Origin of the sequence: Sulfitobacter mediterraneus, from assembly GCF_003054325.1 — a bacterium.
Classification (GTDB): domain Bacteria; phylum Pseudomonadota; class Alphaproteobacteria; order Rhodobacterales; family Rhodobacteraceae; genus Sulfitobacter; species Sulfitobacter mediterraneus.
In genome coordinates this window covers 502,251-524,140 of the sequence record NZ_QBKU01000001.1, presented here as the reverse complement: position 1 = coordinate 524,140, position 21,890 = coordinate 502,251, and the positions used below count along the sequence as shown (strand labels likewise).

Here is a 21,890-nt window from a genome sequence, read left to right as displayed (position 1 = left end):
CCCCAGCCCATACCAAACGCCATTCGCCATCATCTGTGCTGGGGGCCTATGGTTCAGGGTATTTCGGCGTCTATCGGTCAAGGCCGTTTGGATGCACATAAGGCCGCCGTAAGGGTGGTGTTGGTTGTTGATGACAGCCGTTTGCAGCGGCGTATCCTGACTGCGTCTCTGGCGCGCTGGGGCTATGATGTGATTGAGGCCGCATCGGGCGAAGAGGCACTGACGGCCTGCCGTGAACGCATGCCAGATCTGATATTAAGCGATTGGATGATGCCGGGCATGTCCGGTCTGGAATTTTGCGAGGTGTTCCGCGATCTGGAAAACGATGGCTATACCTATTTTATCCTGCTGACTTCCAAAAGCGAAAAGGCTGAGGTGGCAAAGGGGCTCGATTCAGGAGCCGATGATTTTTTGACAAAACCAGTCGATGCCAATGAACTCCGTGCGCGAATTACGGCGGGTGAGCGGATCATCGACATGCAGCGAGAGCTTTCGCAGACCAACCGTATGATCACCGATACGCTCGATGAGCTACAACGTGTCTACGATTCCCTTGATTCCGATCTTCTTGAGGCGAAAAAGCTGCAACAATCCTTGTTGCGGCAGCGCAGCGCCACCTTTGATCGGGGGCAATTGTCACTTTTGTTGCGGCCCAGTGGCCACGTCGGGGGGGATCTGGTCGGGTTTTATCCGGTTGGTGCGGATCATTTGGGTCTCTTTGCCATTGATGTCTCTGGTCATGGGATCAGTTCGGCGCTGATGACGGCGCGTTTGGCTGGCTATTTGTCTGCAACGGCCCCGGACCAGAACATTGCTTTGCAACGGTCAGAGGCTGGCGGATATACGCTGCGCCCGCCCGCAGAGGTCGTCACTGCATTGAATGAACTTGTGCTGAACGAGATGGAAACGGAGCATTATTTTACGCTGATGCTTGCCAATATAGATCTGCACACCGGTGCCGTGCAGATCGCCCAGGCGGGTCATCCGCATCCGGTGGTGCAACGCGCCAACGGCACGATTGAACAATCCGGCACTGGCGGTTTTCCTGTGGGCCTGCTGCCGGGCATTCCATTTGATCAGTTTGAAATTTCTCTGCGGTCCGGTGATCGTTTGCTGATCTTGTCTGACGGGGTGACAGAATGCCCCGACACCAATGATCAGTTGCTGGATGAATGCGGGCTGGCGACGATCCTTGATGCGTTACAGGGGGTCACTGGCCAAGCGCTGTTTGAGGGATTGGTTTGGGAGCTGTCCTGTTTTTCAGGCACAAGTGAGTTTCCCGATGACATCTCCGGGATTTTGTTTGAATTTTCCGGGCCCGATCAGCGCTGATGCAGGTAGCGTGACAAAAACATCCGGTCCCCGTCGTTGCCCAATGCATCTACCGCATCAGTGCCGGACAAAACCAGCGTCGCATGGTCCGGCTCGACCGGATCTGTGATCTGGCGAACGGGATGGGCGACATAAACATGGCATAGTTTCTCGGCCCAGAGATCATATTCAGGCATGAACACAAATCGGCGGAACGCACCTAGGCGGCGGGGATCGGCGATGCGCCAGCCGATCTCTTCCAGAACCTCGCGATGCAGGGCCTGCAACGGCGATTCGCCGGGATCAATGCCGCCGCCGGGCAGTTGTACATCAACCTGCGGCTCCATCTGCGCGGTCATCAGAAACCGGCCCTTCAGCGGCAAAATAGCATAAGCCCCCGGTCTGACGCGATAACGCTTGTCCCAGCGGGGTGTTTCCCCAATCCGTCTGATCATCATCGCCTCCTGTTGAAACGGCCCCTTTATCCACGGGTTGCCGCCCCTATATAGACGCGGTATGCCAAGCGGCCCCCGATAAGGAAACCCCCATGACCTCTCCTCACCAGCCCACTCAACAGCTTGCATGGGACGATAGCGTTCTGCCATTTCAATTGGATCATGCCGATATCCGTGGCCGTGTGGCGCGGCTTGATGGTGTGCTTGATGGCATTCTCAAACAACATGACTATCCCGCGCAGGTCGAAGCGCTGGTGGCAGAGATGGCCTTGCTGACTGCATTGATCGGGCAGACCATGAAACTGCGTTGGAAACTGTCCCTGCAGGTGCAGTCAAAGGGGCCAGTGCGGATGATCGCAACGGATTACTATGGTCCCGACGAAGATGGGCGTTCGGCGCGCATTCGAGCCTATGCCAGCTATGACGCGGATCGCCTGACCGATGGCGCGCCGATTGATCAGGTGGGCGAGGGGTACTTTGCGATCATGATCGACCAAGGCGAGGGCATGATCCCCTATCAGGGCATTACCCCACTCACAGGTGATTCGTTGGCGTCCTGCGCGGAGGCCTATTTTGCGCAATCCGAACAATTGCCGACGCGCTTCTCTCTGAGCTTTGGCCAATCCTCTGGTCCCAATGAGGCGGAGCATTGGCGGGCCGGGGGCGTCATGCTTCAGCATATGCCCAAGGCATCGCCCTTTGCCGCGTCTGGTGAGGGCAACGGTGATGTGCTGAGTGCAAGCGATCTGGTTAACGGTGATGAAGAAGAAAACTGGAACCGGGTGAACATGTTGCTCAACACGGTCGAGGATCTTGAATTGATCGGGCCAAGCGTGCCGCCCACGGATCTGTTGCTGCGGTTGTTTCACGAGGAACAGCCACGGGTGTTTGATGCGCAAGCCGTTCGGTTTGGGTGTACCTGTTCTGAAGATCGCGTCCGGCAAAGCCTGTCGATCTATTCGGCCAAGGACATTGAGAAGATGACCACTGATGATGGGCGCGTAACCGCGGACTGTCAGTTCTGCGGGGCGCATTACGATATGGATCCGGCCAGCGTCGGGTTTGAGGCCGAAACAGACGGTGCATAAGCGGATCGACGATATTCGCGCGGCGTTGCTGCGCAGTGGATCGTCCTCATCTGACTTCGATCTGAACCCTGATGTGGTTTTACCTGCGGGGCGCAAATTGCGTCCTGCCGGGGTTCTGGCACCGATTCATCAGGTTGATGGCCGGCTGGAGTTGTTGCTGACCAAACGGTCGTCCGCGCTCAAACACCATCCGGGGCAAATTGCCTTTCCAGGTGGCAAACAGGACGAAGGCGACGCAGATGTTGTTGCCGCTGCACTGCGCGAGGCGGAAGAAGAGATCGGCCTGCCGCGCGATATTGTCGATGTCTTGGGCGTTTTGCCCACGCATGAAACCGTCACCAGCTTTGATGTGACGCCTGTCATTGCCTTTGTTAGAGACACATTCGAGATCAAACCGGAGCCCGGTGAGGTCGAAGAGGTGTTTTCTGTGCCGCTGGATCATGTGCTTGATCCGCGTAATTATCTTGTGCAATCTCGGCGCTGGCGGGGCACACGGCGGCATTATTTTGTGGTGCCTTACGGACCCTATTACATCTGGGGCGCAACCGCGCGTATGTTGCGGGCATGGTCAAATCAAATGACATTGTGATTCCTCCCGGCACCAGCTGGTTGATGGACAAAGATGCGCAGGCGGTCTGCCGCGTGATCCAAGAAGGCGGGCATCAGATTTTTTATGTCGGCGGCTGTGTGCGCAATGCACTTTTGAGGTTGGCCGACAGCGATGTGGATATGTCGACCGATGCTCTGCCGGAAAAGGTCATGCAATTGGCCGGAGATGCAGGTATGAAAGCGATCCCAACCGGCATTGACCATGGCACTGTGACGGTTGTTGCCGGTGGCAAACCGTTTGAAATCACCACATTTCGGCGAGATGTCGAAACAGACGGACGTCGCGCGGTTGTAGCCTTTTCCAAAGACATCGCTGACGATGCCCGCCGCCGGGATTTTACCATGAATGCGCTGTATGCGGATGCGCTGGGCGGGGTTGTGGACCCCTTGAACGGTCTGCCCGATCTGTTGGCGCGGCGGATCAGGTTCATCGAAGATCCTGCCGCCCGCATTCAAGAAGACTATTTGCGCATCCTGCGGTTCTTTCGGTTTTCGGCTTGGTTTGGCGATCAACAAGACGGCTTTGATGCAGATGCACTGGCCGCCATTTCATCAAATACCCACGGGTTAGAGACACTTTCAGCAGAACGTGTGGGTCAGGAAATGACCAAACTTCTGGCGGCGCCCGATCCTGCGCCCGCGGTCGCAGCGATGCGTCAAACCGGTGTGCTGCATGCGCTCTTGCCCGGCAGTGATGACCGATGGTTGGCTGTTCTGGTCCATATGGAGGGCGTGTTGGGCTTAGACCCTATCTGGCTGACCCGTCTGGCTGTGCTCGGCGGCGATGATCCGGCGGTTCGTTTGCGGCTGAGCAAGGCAGACAACAAACAGCTTGCCTTGTTGCGAGAGGCCGGTTTTTCGGGCCCACCACTGCCGGAACTGGCCTATCGGCACGGCGCAGTGGTAGCACAGCAGGCGCTATTGCTCCGATCCGTTCTTGCGGAAAGTTTGCCGGATTTGTCCATGTTAGAGACGATTCTGGAAGCGTCCACCAAGGTTTTTCCACTGAAAGCTGCGGATCTGATGCCTGCGTTTTCCGGGCCCGCGCTGGGCCAGCGATTGAAGCGTTTGGAACAGGCTTGGGTCAATTCCGGTTTTGCCTTGTCCCGCACAGAACTGCTTCAGTTGCCCTGAAGGGTCGACAGCCTGCCAAGAATTCTCTATGCAAATGCATATGAACACGGAGGATTGCAAAATGTATCGCGGGATTTGGTTGAGCTAACGCTCCCCTAAGCGCGTATTCCTATCGGGGCGCATTTGCGTGTCCTGATCATTTTGCCAATTCCTATTCCAAGGCCATTTGCCATGTTCCGTTTCTTTGAAAACCTCATCAACCCCTACGTTCCCTACACCGAACACGATAAACCGCCGCAAAAGCTGTGGCTGTTTTTGTGGGACTATTCCCAGCCGTTTAAAAAGGTGTTTGCCCTGACTGCTTTCATGTCGATTGTCGTTGCGGCGATTGAGATCTGGCTGATCTACTACATGGGGCGTCTGGTGGACCTGCTGGGCAGTGATCCGGCGCTGCTTTGGCAGACCTATGGCACTGAGCTGATCCTTGTCGCACTCTTTGTGCTGTTGATCCGTCCTGCGCTTCAGGGGCTTGATGTGCTGCTTCTGAACAATGCGATTATGCCGAATTTCGGCACTTTGATCCGTTGGAGAGCGCACAAACAAGTTTTGCGACAGTCGGTCGGCTGGTTCGAGAATGACTTTGCCGGGCGGATCGCCAACCGGATCATGCAAACGCCGCCCGCTGCGGGCGAGGTGGTGTTTCAGGTCTTTGACGCGATTTCCTATTCGCTGGCCTATTTGATCGGGGCAGCGATCTTGCTCACATTGTCGGATTTGCGGTTGCTGGTACCGCTTTTGGGTTGGTTTGTTCTTTATGGATTTCTGGTGCGCTGGACCTTGGCGCGGGTTGGTCCCGCAGCCAAGGACGCCTCTGATGCGCGGTCTGCTGTGACGGGGCGGGTTGTGGACGCCTATACAAATATCCACTCGGTCAAGATGTTTGCCCACCATGATCTGGAGCTTGGTTTTGCCAAGGATGCCATCGAGGAGGCGCGGCGCACTTTCCAGATCGAGATGCGGATCTTCACCATCATGGATGTCTATCTTGTGGCGTTGAATGGGCTGTTGATTGTCGGCATCGTTGGTTGGGCGCTTTGGCTTTGGACGGCAGGGGAGGCAAGCGTGGGTGTTGTCGCGGCAGCGGCGGCGCTGACACTGCGGCTGAACGCAATGACCGGCTGGATCATGTGGGCGCTTTCCTCGTTCTTTCGCCAGCTTGGCGTGGTGGCCGAAGGGATGGAGACCATTGCAGAGCCGATTACCTTGGTGGATGCGCCCAATGCCAAGCCACTGCAATTGCCCGCTGGGCGGATCGAGATGCAAGGTTTGGTCCATCACTACGGGCGCACATCGGGTGGATTGCAGGGCGTTGATCTTGAGATTGCACCGGGAGAGCGGATTGGCCTGATTGGCCGATCTGGCGCAGGCAAATCCACTCTGGTTAAGCTGCTCTTGCGGTTCTATGAGGCCGAAGGCGGGCGGATCTTGATCGACGGTCAGGACATCAGTGATGTGACCCAAGACAGCATGCGGCAGCATATCGGTATGGTCCAGCAAGACAGCTCTTTGTTGCACCGTTCGGTTCGTGAAAACATTCTGTATGGCCGTCCGGACGCCAGCGAAGAAGAGATGATCGCGGCCGCCAAGCAAGCGCAAGCGCATGAATTTATTCAGGATCTGTCCGATCCCGAAGGGCGTCACGGCTATGATGCACGGGTTGGGGAGCGCGGTGTCAAACTGTCTGGCGGACAGCGACAGCGGATCACGCTGGCACGGGTCATTTTGAAAGATGCGCCGATCCTGCTCTTGGATGAGGCAACTTCCGCCCTTGATAGCGAGGTGGAGGCTGCGATTCAGGAAACCCTTTATGGGATGATGGCGGGCAAATCGGTGATCGCCATTGCGCACCGTCTGTCCACCATCGCAGAGATGGACCGCATTTTGGTTCTGGATGAAGGGCGCATTGTCGAAGAGGGATCGCATGACGCGCTTTTGGCGCGGGGCGGGCTATATGCAGATTTCTGGTCTCGCCAATCGGGTGGGTTCCTCAAACTGGATGAAGACGCATGAACATTGGCAATTGGATCAACCCCTTTCGCGCCGCCGAAGGGCCGCCGCCCCAAACATTAGGGGCGTTTTTGCGGTGGTGCCTGTCCGGCGCTTGGCCGGTGCTTTGGCTTGCCGCGTTGCTTTCTGCCGCTGCTGGAGTGATGGAGGCTGGCACGGCGCTGATCCTTGGCCGGGTCATCGATGCCACGGTCAGCGCAGGGCCCGAGGCATTCTTTGACGGGCGGAATCTGGCGCTGATCCTCGGGGCTGTTGGGTTTTTTCTGATCCTGAGGCCAATCCTGTTTGCTCTTAGCTCTGCTTCGAATGCGATCATGGTGCAGCCGAATGTGAATCCATTGGTTCTGTCGCGCTTGCATCGTTGGACGCTTGGTCAGAACGTTGGCTTCTTTGACGATGATTTTGCAGGGCGGATTGCGCAGAAACAGATGCAGGCGGCGCGTGCAGTCACGGATATCGCATCAGAGCTGATCAATGTGGTGGCTTTTGCGCTGGCGTCGCTCTTGGGCTCGCTTGCATTGCTGGTGGCGATTGATTGGCGGGTGGCGGTCGGGTTTCTGGTCTGGCTGGTTCTGTATTTTGCAGTGATCAACTGGTTCTTGCCGCGTGTGCGCAAGCGGTCCGCGGGCCGTGCAGGTGCGCGTGCAATGGTGTCCGGCCAAGTCGTGGACACCATTACCAACATCAAGACAGTGAAACTGTTTGCCCATGCGGATCACGAAGATCGTGCCGCTTTGGGCGCCATGCAGACCTTTCGGGAACGCGCGTTGGAGTTTGGATATCTCGCCGCTGGTTTCCGTCTGACCTTGATGACATTGGCGGGGCTTTTGCCGGTGGTCTTGCTGGGCGGTACAATCTTGCTTTGGCAGCGCGGTATGGCAAGTGAGGGCGATATTGTTGCGGCAGGGGCCGTGGCGATCCGTATCGCGCAGATGACCGGTTGGGTCAGTTTCACCTTGATGGCGATCTATTCCAACGTTGGTGAAGTTGAGGACGGCATGAAGACCCTGACGCCCCGTGTGAGGTTGGAGGATGGCCCGGATGCCAAGTCATTAGATATGGTTCAAGGGCGCATTGAAATGCGGGATCTGGGGTTTGCCTATGGCCGTGAGGCGGGCGGCGTTGAACGGATCGACCTGACAATAGAACCGGGTGAAAAGCTGGGCATTGTTGGTGCCTCCGGAGCCGGTAAATCAACGCTCGTTTCCCTTCTACTTAGGCTCTATGATGCAGAACAGGGTCAAATATTGATCGATGATCTTGATGTGCGTCAGGCCACTCAAGAAAGCCTTCGGCGCAACATTGGGATGGTTACGCAGGAAACCGCGATGTTCAATCGGTCTGCGCGTGACAACATCCTGTATGGCCGGCCAGACGCGACCGAAGCAGAGGTTATCGCCGCAGCCGAACGGGCAGAAGCGCACGGGTTTATTCAGGAGCTTGAAGACCATCGCGGGCGTCGCGGTTATGAGGCGCATTTGGGTGAACGGGGTGTGAAACTGTCAGGTGGGCAACGCCAGAGGATTGCACTGGCGCGGGCTATTCTCAAAGATGCGCCCATTCTGGTGCTGGATGAGGCGACCTCTGCCCTCGATAGCGAGGTCGAAGCGGCCATTCAAACCGCGCTGACCCGTGTGATGGAGGGCAAAACCGTTCTGGCGATTGCACATCGCCTGTCCACGCTGACGGAGATGGACCGCATTATCGTTATGGATCAAGGTCGGATTGTCGAAACCGGCAATCACGAGGCGCTTTTGACCGAAAATGGTCTTTATGCGCGCTATTGGCAGCGGCAGTCGGGCGGGTTCCTGAATGTAAAGGCGGCTGAATAGGGGTTTTGTGCAAGGCTGCGGCGGGGTAAGGCGGGGCATGACAGAACATCACATTCTTCGATTGGGCCATCATGGCGATGGCATCGCCGATGGCCCGATATTTGCGCCGCTGACCCTTCCGGGTGAGATGGTATCCGGTACAGTTGACGGCAGCGCCTTATCAGACGTGCGAATCCTGACGCCATCTGATGATCGGGTTGCGCCGCCGTGCCGGCATTTCAAATCCTGTGGTGGATGCCAGTTGCAACATGCATCGGACGATCTGGTCGCGGCGTGGAAACAAGACGTGGTGAAACATGCACTGGATGCGCATGGCTTAGAGACTGTTTTTAAGCCACTTCATACCTCGCCCGCGCAATCGCGGCGGCGGGCCACTTTTGCGGCACGGCGTACGAAAAAGGGCGCGATGGCAGGGTTTTATGGCCGCAGTTCGGACGTTCTGATTGAAATCCCTGATTGTAAGCTTCTGGCGCCCGAGGTCTTGGAGGGCCGCGCGGTGGCCGAAGATCTGGCGGTGATCGGGACCAGCCGTAAGGCGGCGCTGGCGGTCACAGTCACGGCATCGGCCAATGGGCTGGATGTGGCGGTGGCGCATGGCAAGCCGCTCGATGGTCCGCTGCGGCAAGAGCTTGCCAGTTTGTGCGAACGGCGCGGTTTGGCGCGGCTCAGTTGGGGTGATGAGGTGATCGCAATGCGCCACGCCCCGGTGCAAACCTTTGGCCGCGCCGCTGTGACCCCGCCGCCGGGCGCGTTTTTGCAAGCCACGCAAGATGGCGAGGCAGCTTTGCTGGCCGCAGTCAAAGAGGCTGTCGCGGGCGCAGATGCATTGGCCGATCTGTTTGCCGGGTGCGGCACGTTTGCGCTGCCTCTTGCAGAAACCGCGCGTGTGCATGCGGTTGAAAGCGTCGCGGAAATGATGACGGCGCTGGATCATGGCTGGCGGATGGCCGAAGGTCTTAAGCCCGTGACTACAGAAACACGTGATCTGTTTCGCCGGCCATTATTGCCCGATGAAATGCGCAAGCTGGATGCGGTTGTTTTGGACCCACCCCGCGCAGGTGCCGAACGGCAAGTGGCCGAGATTGTGACCGCGCGCGTGCCGCAAGTGGCCTATGTGTCGTGCAATCCTGTGACCTTTGCACGCGATGCGCTGACGATGGTCAACGCTGGTTACACGTTGAATTGGGTGCAGGTTGTCGATCAGTTTCGTTGGTCGTCCCATGTTGAACTGGCGGCAAGCCTGACTGCACCAGCCTGATCTGGCAGTGATTTGCCGGTTTGCGCGGATGTTTCAAAACCGCCACAATCACGGCTTTTTGACTGCGGGCATTTGGGCTATATGCTAGCGCCATAACAAAGGGCAAAAATCGCCCGGCAAATTAGGCAGTACAGATGAACCGCAGAACAGTCATTCTTGGCGGCACCGCGCTTGTGGCGCTAGGCGCCTGCAGCAGCAGCAAATTCAAACGCTACAACGGGCCTGAAGTCACCTATGTGGTGGTGAACAAAGAGGCGCGGCGCATGTATCTGTTGCATCATGACAAGGTGCTTGAGGATTATGACATCAAGCTGGGCTTTGCCCCTATTGGTCACAAACAGATCGAAGGGGACGGGCGCACGCCTGAGGGAATTTATCTGATCGACCGGCGTAATCCCAACAGCCAATTCCACCTGTCTCTGGGCATTTCATACCCAAACAACGCAGATCGCGCTTATGCCAAATCCATTGGCAAAACGCCGGGCGGCGATATCTTTATTCACGGGCAAAAGAACCCGTTGAAAAAGGATAAGGGCGATTGGACCTGGGGCTGCATTTCTGTGACGAACAAGCAGATGGAAGACATCTATGCGATGGTCGGGAACGGAACGCCGATCCAGATCAACCCTTAGGCATAGGGTGTTGGGTCAGTTACCCATCACCAAGGTCCACCAGATTTTCCCGCCCGATTCCTGATGCCATGCAAAACCCATGTTGCGCGCATCGGGCGACATGATCACGCGGCGCGTGTCTGGCTGGTCCATCCATGCGGCGAGAGTCTCAAGCTCGGATTCGTAGGTCTCCGAAATTGTCTCACCGACAAGACGGCCCGCATAGCCAACGCGGCTGATCCGGTCGATCGGGGAAGAGCCATCCGAGCCGAAGTGCCATGGGCGGTTCTGACGCGCCATATCCTTGGAATGGGTTGCCGCCGCCGCGTTCAGTTTTGAATCCAAGGCAACCGGAGCACGCCCCGCCGCACCGCGCAGGGCATTGACGCTGTCCACCATACGGAACGGGATCTTTCCCGCATCGCCGCGGCTGATCCTATAGACCTTTGGCAGCGGCTTGCCGTCTGTTCCAATGCCGGGTTCAACCGGCGCACAGGCAGCGGCAGCCAAGGCAATAGCCATCAGGGCAGACAGGATACGGATCATAGCTTTGCTCCAGCAAAAACGGTGTTCTGCCTCTCCTACATTGGGTTGCGTTGCAGTTCAAACGCACATCAGCGTGAGTCTGCCAGTTAACGGTGGTTTGATTTGATACTGCGTCTTTCGCGCCATATATGTCTGTAAAATAGCGAAATTGCCCAATGAGGGGGACATATCATGTCTGACAGTCAATTTTCCAACGGTGGCCGCCGTGCGTTTCTGGCCGGAAGTGCCGCGATGCTGGCCACCCCTGCGTTGGCGCAGGACACCGCTGCCGTCAATTCAACTGCGACCACTGAAAATGAGCGCGATCTGACAGAGACCGTGCGCCGCAATATCTCCAGCTTTCGGACGCTGGATTGGCAGCCTTATTTTGACAACACCAACAATGGCGCGATTCTGGTCGATATCGACAGCCGCGCGGTGCATTATTGGTCCGAGGATCAGAGCATCTACAAACTGTATCCGTCCAGCGTACCACTGACCGAGGATCTGACCCGCCGTGGCCGGACCAAAGTTGTGCAAAAGGTTGATGGGCCAAGCTGGCGTCCAACGCCATCCATGCTCAAGCGCAACCCAGAATGGCCCCCGTTCATCGGACCCGGCCCGGAGAACCCACTGGGAACGCATGCGCTTTACCTCAGCTGGACCTATTACCGGATTCACGGCACCCACGACACGCGCAAGATTGGCCGCAAATCCTCTAACGGATGTATCGGTCTGTATAATGAGCATATTGCGGAGCTATTCGGGATGGCCAAAGTGGGCACTCAAGTGTTGCTAATTTGACGACATTCGGGTGATTGTAGGTTGTCTGAATGGAATCCGGGTTTGCAATCCGCTGTATATGCTGTTTAGACAGAACTACGAGGTAAGTCTTGGGTGCGTGTCCGCACATTGATGTGGCACGCCTTTTCTGGAGGTTATGTTATGAAAAAACTCGTTCTCGCCGCTGCACTGACAGCTGCCGCATCGACCGCATACGCTGGTTCGCTTGCAGACCCGGTCATCGAAGCACCTGTTGTTGTTGAAGAAGCCGCTGGCTCTTCTTCCGGCATCCTGCTGCCGCTGATCCTGCTGGCAATCGTTGCTGCGGCTGTTGCTGCCGACTAATCGGTATCGACTACTAAAACGAAAAAGGCGGTACCTCGGTACCGCCTTTTTTGTGTCTAAAGGGTAAATTTCTGCCCGCGAAAACGCTCAGTCCAGCCAACCGCGCAGGTTTTCTACAATGGTGTTGGTCAGCGCTGTGATATGCGCGTCATCATCATTGAGGCAGGGAATATAGGTGAAGTGTTCGCCGCCCGCCTCTTCAAAGCTTTCCTTAATCTCTTCGTTGATCTCTTCAAGCGTTTCGATGCAATCGGCAGAGAACGCAGGTGCGCAAACAGCGATGCTTTTGTTGCCCGCTTCGGCTTGCCTTGCGACTTCCTCAACCGTGTAGGGTTGCAGCCATTCTTCGGGGCCGAACTTTGATTGGAAGGTGGTCATGATCTGGGTGTTGTCCCAGCCCAACCGTTCCTTGAGCAGCCGCGTGGTTTTCTGGCATTGGCAATGATAGGGGTCGCCCTCCATCAGATAGCGTTGCGGCAAACCGTGGTAGGAACAGATCAGGATATCAGGTTTGGTTTCTGCCGCCGCATAGCCCCGTTCGATGGACTGCGCCAAGGCTTCGATATAATCGGGGCGATCAAAATAGGGCTCAACCACGCGGGCAATGGGTTGCCATTTTTCTTGGCCCAATGCGGCAAAGAACGCATCACAGGCGGTTGCGGATGTGGCCCCAGCATAATGCGGATAAAGCGGGAAAAACAGGATCTTGGAACATCCTGCCTTGGTCATCGCTTCGACTTTTGATTGGGTGGACGGATTGCCGTAGCGCATGCAGAAATCCACCATCACATCATCGCCGTAACGGTCTTGCATCTGTGCGGTGATTTTGGCGGTTTGGGCTTTGGTGATGGTCATCAAGGGGCTTTCGCCCGCCTCTTCGTTCCAGATGGATTTATAGGCGGCACCGGATGTAAACGGACGTTTGGTGAGGATGATCCCCTGCAAAAGCGGTTGCCACAGCCATGGGGAATAATCGATCACCCGACGATCCGACAAAAACTCGCTCAGATAGCGGCGCATCGACCAATAATCATAGTTGTCCGGCGTTCCCAGATTGGCCAATAGAACACCCACCCTTTGTTTCGGCAGGGCGGGGTGATCTGTATTGGAATGGGGCGGACGGGCAGGCTGCATGTGGGAAAATCCTAAAAGCGGTGTTCTTGGTGAAATAGACGCTTTGCCCTTGGGGTCAAATAGGCAGTTTTGTCTCATCGGTTTTGAGGGCATCGGCCAACCGCTGTTGCGCAGATCCGGGGCGCAAAGGTTTGGGCTGGCTTTCAGCGGGGGCCCAGCCGGTGAGGAAGATCAACTCAAATGTCGCGGTGACCCGTCCCTCCGCGCCCAGATAGTTGTCTTGGTAAAGTTGCACAGCCATTTCCATAACGCGGCGGGCGGTCGGGCGGCGTAACCGGCCAGTGAGGGCGTTGGTCTCACCCATGCTGCGCAAATCCCGCATCAGATGCCAAGCATCGTCATATTCGACAGTGAGCGGCAAGCTGTCTGCGACGGGCAATGCAAACCCGGCCCGTTGCAGCAGCGCGCCCATGTCGCGCAGTTCCGCCATTGGGGCGATGCGCGGTGACATACCCCCGGTCACATTGGCCTCCGCTTGGCCCAGGCAGGCCCGCAATTCATGCAGGGTCTGGCCACCAAAAGCGACGGATAGGAACAACCCATCCGGCCGCAGGGCGCGGCGACATTGAATGAGCTGGCCAACCGGATCATTCGCCCAGTGCAGGGCCATCGCATGGACCAGCAGATCATAGCTGGCAGGCTCAACCGCGAGGGTGTCGTCGTCGGCCAGAGCGGTCATGTTTGGCAGGCGTGATTCCCAGAAATCAGCAAAGCCGGTGATCAATCCCATCTTGCTAAACGGCTTCTTAACCAGTTGCAGGCGATCTTCCACCTCATCGGCGGCGGTCTGGTGCAGGAACATCCCGCCAGCATTGGCGCGGGCGCGGTGCAGGCGCAGGGCTGTCAGGTCGGTAAGAACAGGATTCTGGGTCATCCGGGGTAGATATGACGATAACAAGCAGACTTCAAACAGGGCTGAACGCCATTTATCCGCCTCGATGTCTGGCTTGCGGCGATATCGTGGATGGCGATTTTGGCCTGTGCGGTAAATGTTGGCGCGATACCGCTTTTGTCGGCGGTATGGTCTGCGACAGCTGCGGCGTACCTCTGCCAGGCGAGGAGGATGACGTTTCACATCAATGTGATGCCTGTTTGCTATCGCCCCGGCCATGGGTGCGCGGGCGATCTGCGCTCTTGTACCGTGATACTGGGCGCAATCTGGTTTTGGCGCTGAAACATGGCGACCGACAAGAGATCGCGCAGCCTGCGGGCCTATGGATGGCCAATGCGATCAAAGGGCTGGTGCCAGAGCAGGCCTTGATCGCGCCTGTACCGCTACATTGGCAACGGATGATACAGCGCCGCTATAATCAATCGGCCCTTCTGGCCAAGGCGTTGGCAGAGCGGAGCGGGCTTTCATGGGCGCCCGATCTGTTGCAGCGGCATCGGCGCACCCGCCGTCTTGATGGTATGGACCGCGAAACCCGATACCGGACCTTGCAAGACGCCATGCGCGTTCATCCGCGGCGACGGCACCGATTGATCGGGCGACCGGTGCTTTTGGTTGACGATGTGATGACAACTGGCGCGACGTTATCTGCCGCGACACAGGCCTGTTTGGATGCCGGATCAGGGCCGGTCAGTGTCGTAACACTGGCGCGGGCGGTGAAAGACGCTTAAATCCCTCTCAACAGTTTTGTTGAAAAGGGATCGGTTCATGAAAACCGTCGAGATATATACATCACCGCTTTGCGGGTTCTGCCACGCGGCCAAACGGCTTTTGAACAGCAAGGGTGTCAGCTTTTCCGAGGTTGACGTGTTGGCAAATCCGGACCGCAAGGCAGAGATGATCCAACGCGCCAATGGTGGGCGCACCGTGCCGCAGATCTTTATCGGTGGCGATCATGTGGGCGGGTCGGATGATCTGCATGCGCTGGAACGGGCAGGAAAACTCGACTCCTTGCTTGAGGCCTGAGCGTGAAATCCGCGCTGCTTCAACTGAATGTGACGGATGATCCGGCAAAAAACCTGCCGGTGACCGTTGGGATGTTGCGCGATGCCGTGGCGCAGGGGGCAAAGTTTGTTTTGACTCCCGAGGTGACCAATTGTGTTTCCACCAGTCGCAGACACCAACAGGATGTTTTGCAGCACGAAAGCGAGGATCAAACGCTGGCCGCATTGCGAAGTGAGGCTGCGGATGCCGAAATATGGCTTTTGATCGGGTCGCTGGGCCTCAAAACAGATGATCCGGACGGACGTTTTGCCAACCGCAGCTTTTTGATTGCGCCCGATGGGTCCGTGGCGGCGCGGTATGACAAGATTCACATGTTCGACGTGCAGATCAACGAGACCGAAACCTACCGCGAATCCGAAGGATACCGGCCCGGCACACAGGCCGTGGTGGCGGAGACAGCTTTTGCCCGGATCGGGATGAGCGTTTGCTATGATGTGCGCTTTCCCAAATTGTATCAGGCTCTGGCCAATGCTGGCGCACGGATCATCACGGTGCCTGCGGCCTTTTCCCCTGTGACGGGGGCGGCGCATTGGCATGCCTTGCTCCGGGCGCGGGCGATCGAAACGGGATGTTTCGTAATTGCACCCGGCCAAACCGGCACCCATGCCAGCGCCAGCCGCAAGGCACGTGACACGTATGGCCATTCTTTGGTCGTTTCCCCGTGGGGCGAGGTGATTCTTGACGCAGGGGAAGCGCCGGGCGTTTACAACTTTGATCTGAATATGGAAGAAGGGGAAGCGGCGCGGCGCAGGGTGCCAAGCCTGTCCAATGCCCGTGAATTTCGGCCCCCTGATCCGGTAGACCAATGACCCAAGACAAGAATGCCCTCGCCATATTGCTTTTTAGTGAACTGCTTGCTGCAGATCACGCGGTGCGGGGCAGTCTGACCAAAATCCTGCCAAAAGGCATGGAAATTTCGCATTTCTCGGTCCTGAACGTCTTGGCTTTTAAGGGCGAGGAAAGCACCCCAGCCAAGCTGGCGGAGCGGTTCAACGTGACGCGCGGGGCAATGACCAACACCCTGAACAAACTGCAATGGGCGGGGTATATTCATGTGCGCCCGGATTGGGACGATGCCCGCCGCAAGATTGTTCAGATCAGTCCTGCCGGACGGCAGGCGCGTGATGATGCCTTTGCCGCGATCACCCCGACCATCAACAAGGTTGTTGATGATCTGGGCGAAGAACAGGCGCGGGCCGCTTTGCCAATCTTGCGCGGTATTCGCAAGCAGCTCGCCTAAGGTTAGCTAGGCCGCGTGCTGGCGGTGACGTAATTCACACTCAGATCTCTGTCCGACAGGCTCCAGCTCCAGGCGATGGGATTGAACACAAACCCTTTGCGATCCACCGGGGTCAGGCCCGCACGGGTCAGCAGGTCAAACAGTTCATCCGGGGTGATGAACTTGGACCATTCATGGGTGCCCTTGGGCAGCCAGCGCATGATGTGTTCCGCACCGACAATGGCCATCATGTAGGACTTTGGGTTGCGGTTGATCGTCGAGCAGATGTGCAATCCGCCGGGTTTGAGCAGATCGTGACAGGCGGTCAGATAATCAATGGGGGAGGCAACATGTTCGACCACCTCCATATTCAACACCGCGTCAAATTGTTCGCCCGCCTCTGCCATGGCTTCGGCAGTGGTGTGACGGTAATCAATATCGAGACCTGATTGCGCGGCATGCACCTGCGCTACGGGAATGTTGCCAGCGGCGGCATCTGCGCCCACCACATCCGCGCCCAGCCGGGCCATCGGTTCGGCCAGCAGGCCGCCGCCACAGCCGATATCAAGGATTCGCAAACCTTTGAACGGCGCATCTGATTTCAGGTCACGGTCAAATTCACCGGCGATCTGGCTGGTGATATAGTCCAGCCGGCAGGGATTGAGCATGTGTAAAGGTTTGAATTTACCGTTCAAATCCCACCATTCGGCGGCCATCGCTTCGAATTTTGCAACTTCGGCGGGGTCAACTGTTGTTTGAGGCGTTTGCATTCCACGCTCCCTATGCTCTTGTGGTGTGAAAGACTATATAGGGCCGTGATGGACAAGTATCCCGACCAAAAGCGCGCAGTGCAGTATCTTTATCCGCCCGTTGATCCGTTTGATCAGCGGATGCTGGCGGTTGGGCAAGGTCATCAGGTCTATGTTGAGCAATGCGGAAACCCCGATGGAATCCCCGTTGTGGTGTTGCATGGCGGGCCTGGCGGCGGGTGCAGCCCGTCGATGCGGCGCTATTTTGATCCCTCCGTTTACCGCGTGATCCTGTTTGATCAGCGCGGCTGTGGTCGGTCGCGGCCCCATGCGTCAGTGACCGACAATACGACCTGGCATCTGGTGGCGGATATCGAGCTGATTCGCAGCACGCTTGGCATCTCAAACTGGATCGTTTTTGGCGGGTCTTGGGGGGCAACGCTGGCCCTGATCTATGCGCAGGCCCATCCGGACGCGGTGCGTCAATTGGTGCTGCGCGGTGTGTTCTTGATGACGCAGGCCGAACTGGATTGGTTCTATGGCGGCGGCGCAGGCAAGTTCTGGCCTGAAGTTTGGGCGCGGTTTGTCGATCTGATCCCAGAGGACGAACGTGATGATCTGATCGCGGCCTATCACCGGCGGCTGTTTTCCTGCGATCTGCAAGTTGAGCGGCAATATGGCCGGGCGTGGTCTGCTTGGGAAAATGCATTGGCGTCGATCCATTCGGCGGGCGCGGTTCATGAGGGCCCGGCGGATTATGCCCGCGCGTTCTCGCGGCTCGAAAACCACTATTTCACCCATGCCGGGTTCCTTGAGAGTGACGGTCAGATCCTTGCCAACATGGGCCGAATAAAACACATCCCCGGCACCATTGTGCAGGGGCGATACGATATGATCTGCCCGCCAAGCAGTGCCTATGCCCTGTCCGAAGCATGGCCGGTAAGTGAGCTGATGATGGTACGCAACGCCGGGCATGCCTTGTCAGAGCCCGGGATATCCGCAGAACTGGTGCGAACCATGGACAGGATCGCAGCGCAATGAGCCGGCGGTCGCATATCGACCGGCGTGCCTTGTTCACCAGCGGTGCGGCGGCGGCGCTTTTGGCGGCTTCGGGTGTATCGGCGGCGGGGCTGCCAAAGCACGGCGGCCGGTTGCGCATGGCGTTGTCGGGGGCGGATCGCAGTGACAATTGGACGATGGGCGATGGTTTGTTCATGCTGGTCGCACGGCAAGGGTTGGTTTTTGATACGCTGACCGAGGTCGCTGCGGATGGTACGCTGCGGCCTGAGTTGGCGGTGGATTGGCGGGCCTCCGGGGATGGCCGGATCTGGACCTTTGATCTGCGCCCGGATGTACGGTTTCACGATGGCAAACCTTTCACATCGGCCGATGCTGCGGCCAGTTTGGCACCGTATTTGGATGCGGAGCTGGTTCCGCTTGGTCCCCATGAGCTGCAAATCCGTTTGACGGTACCGGATGCGGGCTTGCCCTTGAGATTGGCCCAGCCGGAACATGTGATTCGCTCTGCTCATGCCCTCAACAGCGGCATCGGGACGGGTCTTTATCAGGTGAAACGGTTTGAGGCGGGGCAGAGGTTGCTGACCGCGCGTGTGTCACAGCACTACAAAGACGGCAGTGCGGGATGGTTTGACGAGGTTGAATTAACGTCGATCCCATCCGAGATGGTGCGCGGGCAGGCGCTGGGCGAGTATCTAGTGGATGCCGCAGACCTGCATGATGCCAGTGGCTTGGCCGAGATGCCCGATATCGTGTTGTTGCCTGACGCCCGCGATCCGGTTCAGGCGGTCAGCGCCGATCTGGCGCAGCCTGCCCAGATCAGCAACCTGCGCCCACTGGACAACCTGCGTGCGGCAGAGCGGTGGTGGTTTGGGTAAAGCGGCTTGCAGTTTCGCGCCCTTCCCCCTATATGCATCTCAACAGCGGCGCGTTCGGGTCCACACCAAACGCTCCACCGAAACACGATACGGGCCGCGCGCCCGTTTTTTTGTGCCTAATACCAAGCGAGATCATGACCAACGACCTGATAGCCAAAGCCGCCATTGACCGCCGCATGGCCGAGATCATCACACCGGTGATTGAGGATCTGGGGTTTGAACTGGTGCGCGTGCGTCTGATGAGCGGCAAAACCACAACGCTGCAGATCATGTGCGACAAACCCGATGGTGGGATCGAAGTCGATCATCTGAGCGATATCACACAGGCGATCGGCGCGGTGCTTGATGTCGAAGACCCGATTGTTGAAGAATATACGCTCGAAGTGTCCTCGCCCGGTATTGACCGGCCGCTGACCCGTCTCAAAGACTTTGACATGTTCGAAGGATACGAGGCCAAGATCGAGACAGAAGAACTGATTGATGGTCGTCGCCGCTTTAAGGGTGCGCTGGCGGGTGTTGAGGATGACGAAGTGCTGATCAACGTCGAAGAGGGCACCATTGGCCTCAAGTTTGATTGGTTGTCGGATGCCAAACTGGTTCTGACCGATGATCTGATTAAAGAAATGCTGCGCCAGCGTAAGGCGTCAGGCGCAATTGACGAAACCCAATTCGATGAGATCCAGACTGATGAGTCTGCTGAGGGAGAAGACTAATGGCCATTACATCTGCCAACCAGCTTGAGCTGCTTCAAACCGCCGAGGCGGTTGCCCGAGAAAAGATGATCGACCCCAATCTGGTGGTCGAGGCGATGGAAGAATCGCTCGCTCGTGCAGCGAAGTCCCGCTATGGCGCGGAAATGGACATTCGCGTGGCCATCGACCGCAAGACAGGTCGCGCGACCTTTACCCGTGTGCGCACCGTGGTTGAGGATGAAGAGCTTGAGAACTATCAGGCGGAATTCACCGTTGAGCAGGCCAAGCAATATATGGACAGCCCTGCGGTTGGCGACACTTATGTAGAAGAAGTGCCACCGGTCGAGATGGGCCGGATTGCCGCCCAGTCAGCCAAGCAGGTGATTTTGCAGAAGGTCCGCGAAGCCGAGCGTGATCGTCAGTACGAAGAGTTCAAGGATCGCGCAGGCACCATCATCAATGGCTTGGTCAAGCGCGAAGAGTACGGCAACGTGATCGTCGATGTGGGCGCTGGCGAAGCGATCCTGCGTCGCAACGAGAAGATCGGCCGCGAAAGCTATCGCCCGAACGACCGTATCCGCGTTTATATCAAGGATGTGCGCCGCGAACAGCGCGGGCCGCAGATCTTCCTGAGCCGTACCGCGCCAGAATTCATGGCCGAACTGTTCAAAATGGAAGTGCCAGAAATTTATGACGGCATCATCGAGATCAAGGCGGTTGCCCGTGATCCCGGATCGCGCGCAAAAATCGCGGTGATTTCTTATGATGGGTCGATCGACCCTGTTGGCGCCTGTGTTGGTATGCGCGGTAGCCGTGTTCAGGCAGTTGTGAACGAGCTTCAGGGCGAAAAGATCGACATCATTCCATGGAATGAAGATCAGCCGACCTTCCTGGTGAACGCGCTTCAGCCTGCCGAGGTGTCCAAGGTTGTTTTGGACGAAGAAGCTGGTAAAATCGAAGTTGTTGTTCCTGAAGAGCAATTGTCGCTCGCAATTGGCCGCCGTGGCCAGAACGTGCGTTTGGCGTCCCAGTTGACCGGTCTTGATATCGACATCATGACAGAAGAGCAGGAAAGCGCGCGCCGTCAGGCCGAGTTTGAACTGCGCACCAAGCTGTTTATGGACAACCTAGATCTGGACGAATTCTTTGCCCAGTTGCTGGTCTCCGAAGGGTTCACCAACCTCGAAGAGGTGGCCTATGTCGAGATTGACGAACTGTTGGTGATTGACGGTGTTGACGAAGACACGGCCAATGAATTGCAGGCCCGTGCCCGCGATGTGCTGGAGGCCCGCAACAAAGCGGCGCTTGAGAACGCCCGTGCATTGGGTGTCGAGGACAGCCTTGTTGAATTTGAGGGTCTGACACCCCAGATGATTGAGGCACTGGCCAAAGACGATGTGAAAACGCTGGAAGATTTCGCAACCTGTGCGGATTGGGAACTGGCCGGCGGCTGGACCACTGTTGATGGTGAGCGGGTTAAGGATGACGGGGTTCTTGAACCCTTCGACATCTCGCTTGAGGACGCACAAACCATGATCATGACGGCCCGCGTGTTGCTGGGCTGGGTCGATCCGGCAGAACTGGAAGCAGACGCGGAAGAGACGGACGGCGAAGACGCAGACCTGACCGAGGAGACCGAGGCCTGATCTCAGGCCTCGGAGGTTCATGATGGGTCGCGGTGGCGTTCCAAAAGACCGGGAAAACGGTCCTGATCGCAAGTGTATTGCCACGGGCGAAGTGCAACCAAAGCACGGCTTGGTGCGTTTTGTTGTTGGACCGGATGCACAGATCGTGCCGGATATTCTGGGCAAACTGCCGGGTCGCGGCATCTATGTGGCGTCTGACCGCGCGGCGATCGAGATGGCCGTTAACAAAAAGCTGTTCTCCCGTGCGGCCAAACAGCAGGTCACGGTGGCCGATGATCTGGCCGATGAGGTAGAGCGGCAGTTGGCGCGGCGGGTTGTTGATCTGATTTCGCTGCAACGTAAGTCTGGCAAAGCTGTTGCGGGCTACGAAAAGGTCAAAGGCTGGCTGCAAACAGAAGAAGCCGAAGTGCTGATCCAAGCGGTGGACGGATCAGGCCGGGGCAAATCGAAACTAAGCACACCGCACTATGGCCAATACATTGGCTGGTTGACCGCAGACGAATTGGGTTTGGCATTCGGTCGGCAAACTGTGATACATGGGGCGCTCGCCTCTGGTGGACTCACTCTGCGTGTTGTAGAGGAGGCCCAACGACTTAAGGGCGTGCGCAAAAACGAGGTTGGCAACGGCCAGCCGAAAGGATGA

24 protein-coding genes are annotated in these 21,890 nt (G+C 57.3%); 19 read left to right on the top strand and 5 right to left on the bottom strand.

From position 1 onward, the window contains the following. Positions 1 to 48: 48 nt before the first annotated feature. Positions 49 to 1,332: a PP2C family protein-serine/threonine phosphatase gene (locus C8N31_RS02705; RefSeq protein ID WP_025047412.1), complete on the top strand. Its 1,284-nt coding sequence runs from the start codon at positions 49 to 51 to the stop codon at positions 1,330 to 1,332. Here the strand turns inward: C8N31_RS02705 and C8N31_RS02700 are convergent. After that, positions 1,323 to 1,766 carry an NUDIX domain-containing protein gene (locus C8N31_RS02700; RefSeq protein ID WP_025047411.1) on the bottom strand — a complete coding sequence of 148 codons (444 nt, stop codon included), beginning with the start codon at positions 1,764 to 1,766 and terminating at the stop codon, positions 1,323 to 1,325. The genes C8N31_RS02705 and C8N31_RS02700 overlap by 10 nt on opposite strands. A gap of 92 nt (positions 1,767 to 1,858) precedes the next feature. Between C8N31_RS02700 and hslO the strand changes: the two genes are divergently transcribed. The 7 genes from hslO to C8N31_RS02665 all read left to right on the top strand — a co-directional run bounded on the left by hslO (position 1,859) and on the right by C8N31_RS02665 (position 10,326). Then, on the top strand, positions 1,859 to 2,854 hold the full coding sequence (hslO, locus tag C8N31_RS02695; protein WP_025047410.1) for an Hsp33 family molecular chaperone HslO: 996 nt from the start codon (positions 1,859 to 1,861) through the stop codon (positions 2,852 to 2,854). Continuing rightward, the gene (locus C8N31_RS02690) at positions 2,847 to 3,443 is read left to right on the top strand and encodes a CoA pyrophosphatase (RefSeq protein ID WP_037917831.1); all 597 of its coding nucleotides are present in this window, start codon (positions 2,847 to 2,849) and stop codon (positions 3,441 to 3,443) included. Before hslO ends, C8N31_RS02690 begins: the two co-directional genes overlap by 8 nt. A 23-nt stretch (positions 3,444 to 3,466) precedes the next feature. Next, complete coding sequence (locus C8N31_RS02685; RefSeq protein WP_037917959.1) at positions 3,467 to 4,597, top strand: CCA tRNA nucleotidyltransferase; 1,131 nt, start codon at positions 3,467 to 3,469, stop codon at positions 4,595 to 4,597. 171 nt (positions 4,598 to 4,768) lie between these two features. Continuing rightward, on the top strand, positions 4,769 to 6,607 hold the full coding sequence (locus C8N31_RS02680; protein ID WP_025047407.1) for an ABC transporter ATP-binding protein: 1,839 nt from the start codon (positions 4,769 to 4,771) through the stop codon (positions 6,605 to 6,607). Further along, on the top strand, positions 6,604 to 8,436 hold the full coding sequence (locus C8N31_RS02675) for an ABC transporter ATP-binding protein (RefSeq protein ID WP_025047406.1): 1,833 nt from the start codon (positions 6,604 to 6,606) through the stop codon (positions 8,434 to 8,436). The genes C8N31_RS02680 and C8N31_RS02675 overlap by 4 nt, the downstream gene beginning before the upstream one ends. A gap of 37 nt (positions 8,437 to 8,473) precedes the next feature. Further along, entirely contained in the window at positions 8,474 to 9,694 is a 1,221-nt protein-coding gene (locus C8N31_RS02670) for a class I SAM-dependent RNA methyltransferase (RefSeq protein WP_025047405.1), read from the top strand. A 134-nt stretch (positions 9,695 to 9,828) separates the two neighbouring features. Continuing rightward, entirely contained in the window at positions 9,829 to 10,326 is a 498-nt protein-coding gene (locus C8N31_RS02665) for a L,D-transpeptidase family protein (RefSeq protein WP_025047404.1), read from the top strand. A gap of 15 nt (positions 10,327 to 10,341) precedes the next feature. On the opposite strand, the gene dalA is transcribed toward C8N31_RS02665, so the two are convergent. Further along, the gene (gene dalA, locus C8N31_RS02660; RefSeq protein ID WP_025047403.1) at positions 10,342 to 10,851 is read right to left on the bottom strand and encodes a divisome-associated lipoprotein DalA; all 510 of its coding nucleotides are present in this window, start codon (positions 10,849 to 10,851) and stop codon (positions 10,342 to 10,344) included. 171 nt (positions 10,852 to 11,022) lie between these two features. On the opposite strand from dalA, the gene C8N31_RS02655 reads away from it, so the two are divergent. Further along, the gene (locus C8N31_RS02655; RefSeq protein ID WP_025047402.1) at positions 11,023 to 11,634 is read left to right on the top strand and encodes a L,D-transpeptidase; all 612 of its coding nucleotides are present in this window, start codon (positions 11,023 to 11,025) and stop codon (positions 11,632 to 11,634) included. Between the two features lie 141 nt (positions 11,635 to 11,775). Continuing rightward, on the top strand, positions 11,776 to 11,958 hold the full coding sequence (locus C8N31_RS02650) for a hypothetical protein (RefSeq protein ID WP_025047401.1): 183 nt from the start codon (positions 11,776 to 11,778) through the stop codon (positions 11,956 to 11,958). An 87-nt stretch (positions 11,959 to 12,045) separates the two neighbouring features. On the opposite strand, the gene hemH is transcribed toward C8N31_RS02650, so the two are convergent. Together hemH and C8N31_RS02640 are read right to left on the bottom strand one after the other, a co-directional pair. Beyond that, complete coding sequence (gene hemH, locus C8N31_RS02645; protein ID WP_025047400.1) at positions 12,046 to 13,092, bottom strand: ferrochelatase; 1,047 nt, start codon at positions 13,090 to 13,092, stop codon at positions 12,046 to 12,048. A 55-nt stretch (positions 13,093 to 13,147) separates the two neighbouring features. Continuing rightward, complete coding sequence (locus C8N31_RS02640) at positions 13,148 to 13,966, bottom strand: methyltransferase domain-containing protein (RefSeq protein WP_025047399.1); 819 nt, start codon at positions 13,964 to 13,966, stop codon at positions 13,148 to 13,150. 11 nt (positions 13,967 to 13,977) lie between these two features. Here C8N31_RS02640 and C8N31_RS02635 point away from each other — a divergent pair, with 11 nt between their 5' ends. The 4 genes from C8N31_RS02635 to C8N31_RS02620 are packed head-to-tail and all read left to right on the top strand — an operon-like array spanning position 13,978 to position 16,286. Further along, positions 13,978 to 14,712, top strand: a complete 735-nt coding sequence (locus tag C8N31_RS02635; protein WP_037917828.1) for a ComF family protein — start codon at positions 13,978 to 13,980, stop codon at positions 14,710 to 14,712. A 37-nt stretch (positions 14,713 to 14,749) separates the two neighbouring features. Then, positions 14,750 to 15,007: a glutaredoxin 3 gene (gene grxC, locus C8N31_RS02630; RefSeq protein WP_025047397.1), complete on the top strand. Its 258-nt coding sequence runs from the start codon at positions 14,750 to 14,752 to the stop codon at positions 15,005 to 15,007. 2 nt (positions 15,008 to 15,009) lie between these two features. Continuing rightward, positions 15,010 to 15,855, top strand: a complete 846-nt coding sequence (locus C8N31_RS02625) for a carbon-nitrogen hydrolase family protein (protein ID WP_025047396.1) — start codon at positions 15,010 to 15,012, stop codon at positions 15,853 to 15,855. Then, positions 15,852 to 16,286 carry a MarR family winged helix-turn-helix transcriptional regulator gene (locus tag C8N31_RS02620; RefSeq protein ID WP_025047395.1) on the top strand — a complete coding sequence of 145 codons (435 nt, stop codon included), beginning with the start codon at positions 15,852 to 15,854 and terminating at the stop codon, positions 16,284 to 16,286. Before C8N31_RS02625 ends, C8N31_RS02620 begins: the two co-directional genes overlap by 4 nt. Positions 16,287 to 16,288: 2 nt before the next feature. Here C8N31_RS02620 and ubiG read toward each other — a convergent pair whose 3' ends face one another. Beyond that, positions 16,289 to 17,035, bottom strand: coding sequence for a bifunctional 2-polyprenyl-6-hydroxyphenol methylase/3-demethylubiquinol 3-O-methyltransferase UbiG (ubiG, locus tag C8N31_RS02615; protein ID WP_025047394.1), 747 nt, complete (start codon positions 17,033 to 17,035; stop codon positions 16,289 to 16,291). 48 nt (positions 17,036 to 17,083) lie between these two features. Here ubiG and pip point away from each other — a divergent pair, with 48 nt between their 5' ends. From pip to C8N31_RS02590, 5 genes are all read left to right on the top strand, one after another. Continuing rightward, complete coding sequence (gene pip, locus C8N31_RS02610) at positions 17,084 to 18,055, top strand: prolyl aminopeptidase (protein WP_025047393.1); 972 nt, start codon at positions 17,084 to 17,086, stop codon at positions 18,053 to 18,055. Further along, positions 18,052 to 18,909 carry an ABC transporter substrate-binding protein gene (locus tag C8N31_RS02605; protein ID WP_025047392.1) on the top strand — a complete coding sequence of 286 codons (858 nt, stop codon included), beginning with the start codon at positions 18,052 to 18,054 and terminating at the stop codon, positions 18,907 to 18,909. The genes pip and C8N31_RS02605 overlap by 4 nt, the downstream gene beginning before the upstream one ends. A gap of 134 nt (positions 18,910 to 19,043) precedes the next feature. Next, entirely contained in the window at positions 19,044 to 19,622 is a 579-nt protein-coding gene (gene rimP, locus C8N31_RS02600) for a ribosome maturation factor RimP (RefSeq protein WP_025047391.1), read from the top strand. Beyond that, complete coding sequence (gene nusA, locus C8N31_RS02595; RefSeq protein ID WP_025047390.1) at positions 19,622 to 21,247, top strand: transcription termination factor NusA; 1,626 nt, start codon at positions 19,622 to 19,624, stop codon at positions 21,245 to 21,247. Before rimP ends, nusA begins: the two co-directional genes overlap by 1 nt. A 22-nt stretch (positions 21,248 to 21,269) precedes the next feature. Then, positions 21,270 to 21,890, top strand: coding sequence for an RNA-binding protein (locus tag C8N31_RS02590; protein WP_025047389.1), 621 nt, complete (start codon positions 21,270 to 21,272; stop codon positions 21,888 to 21,890).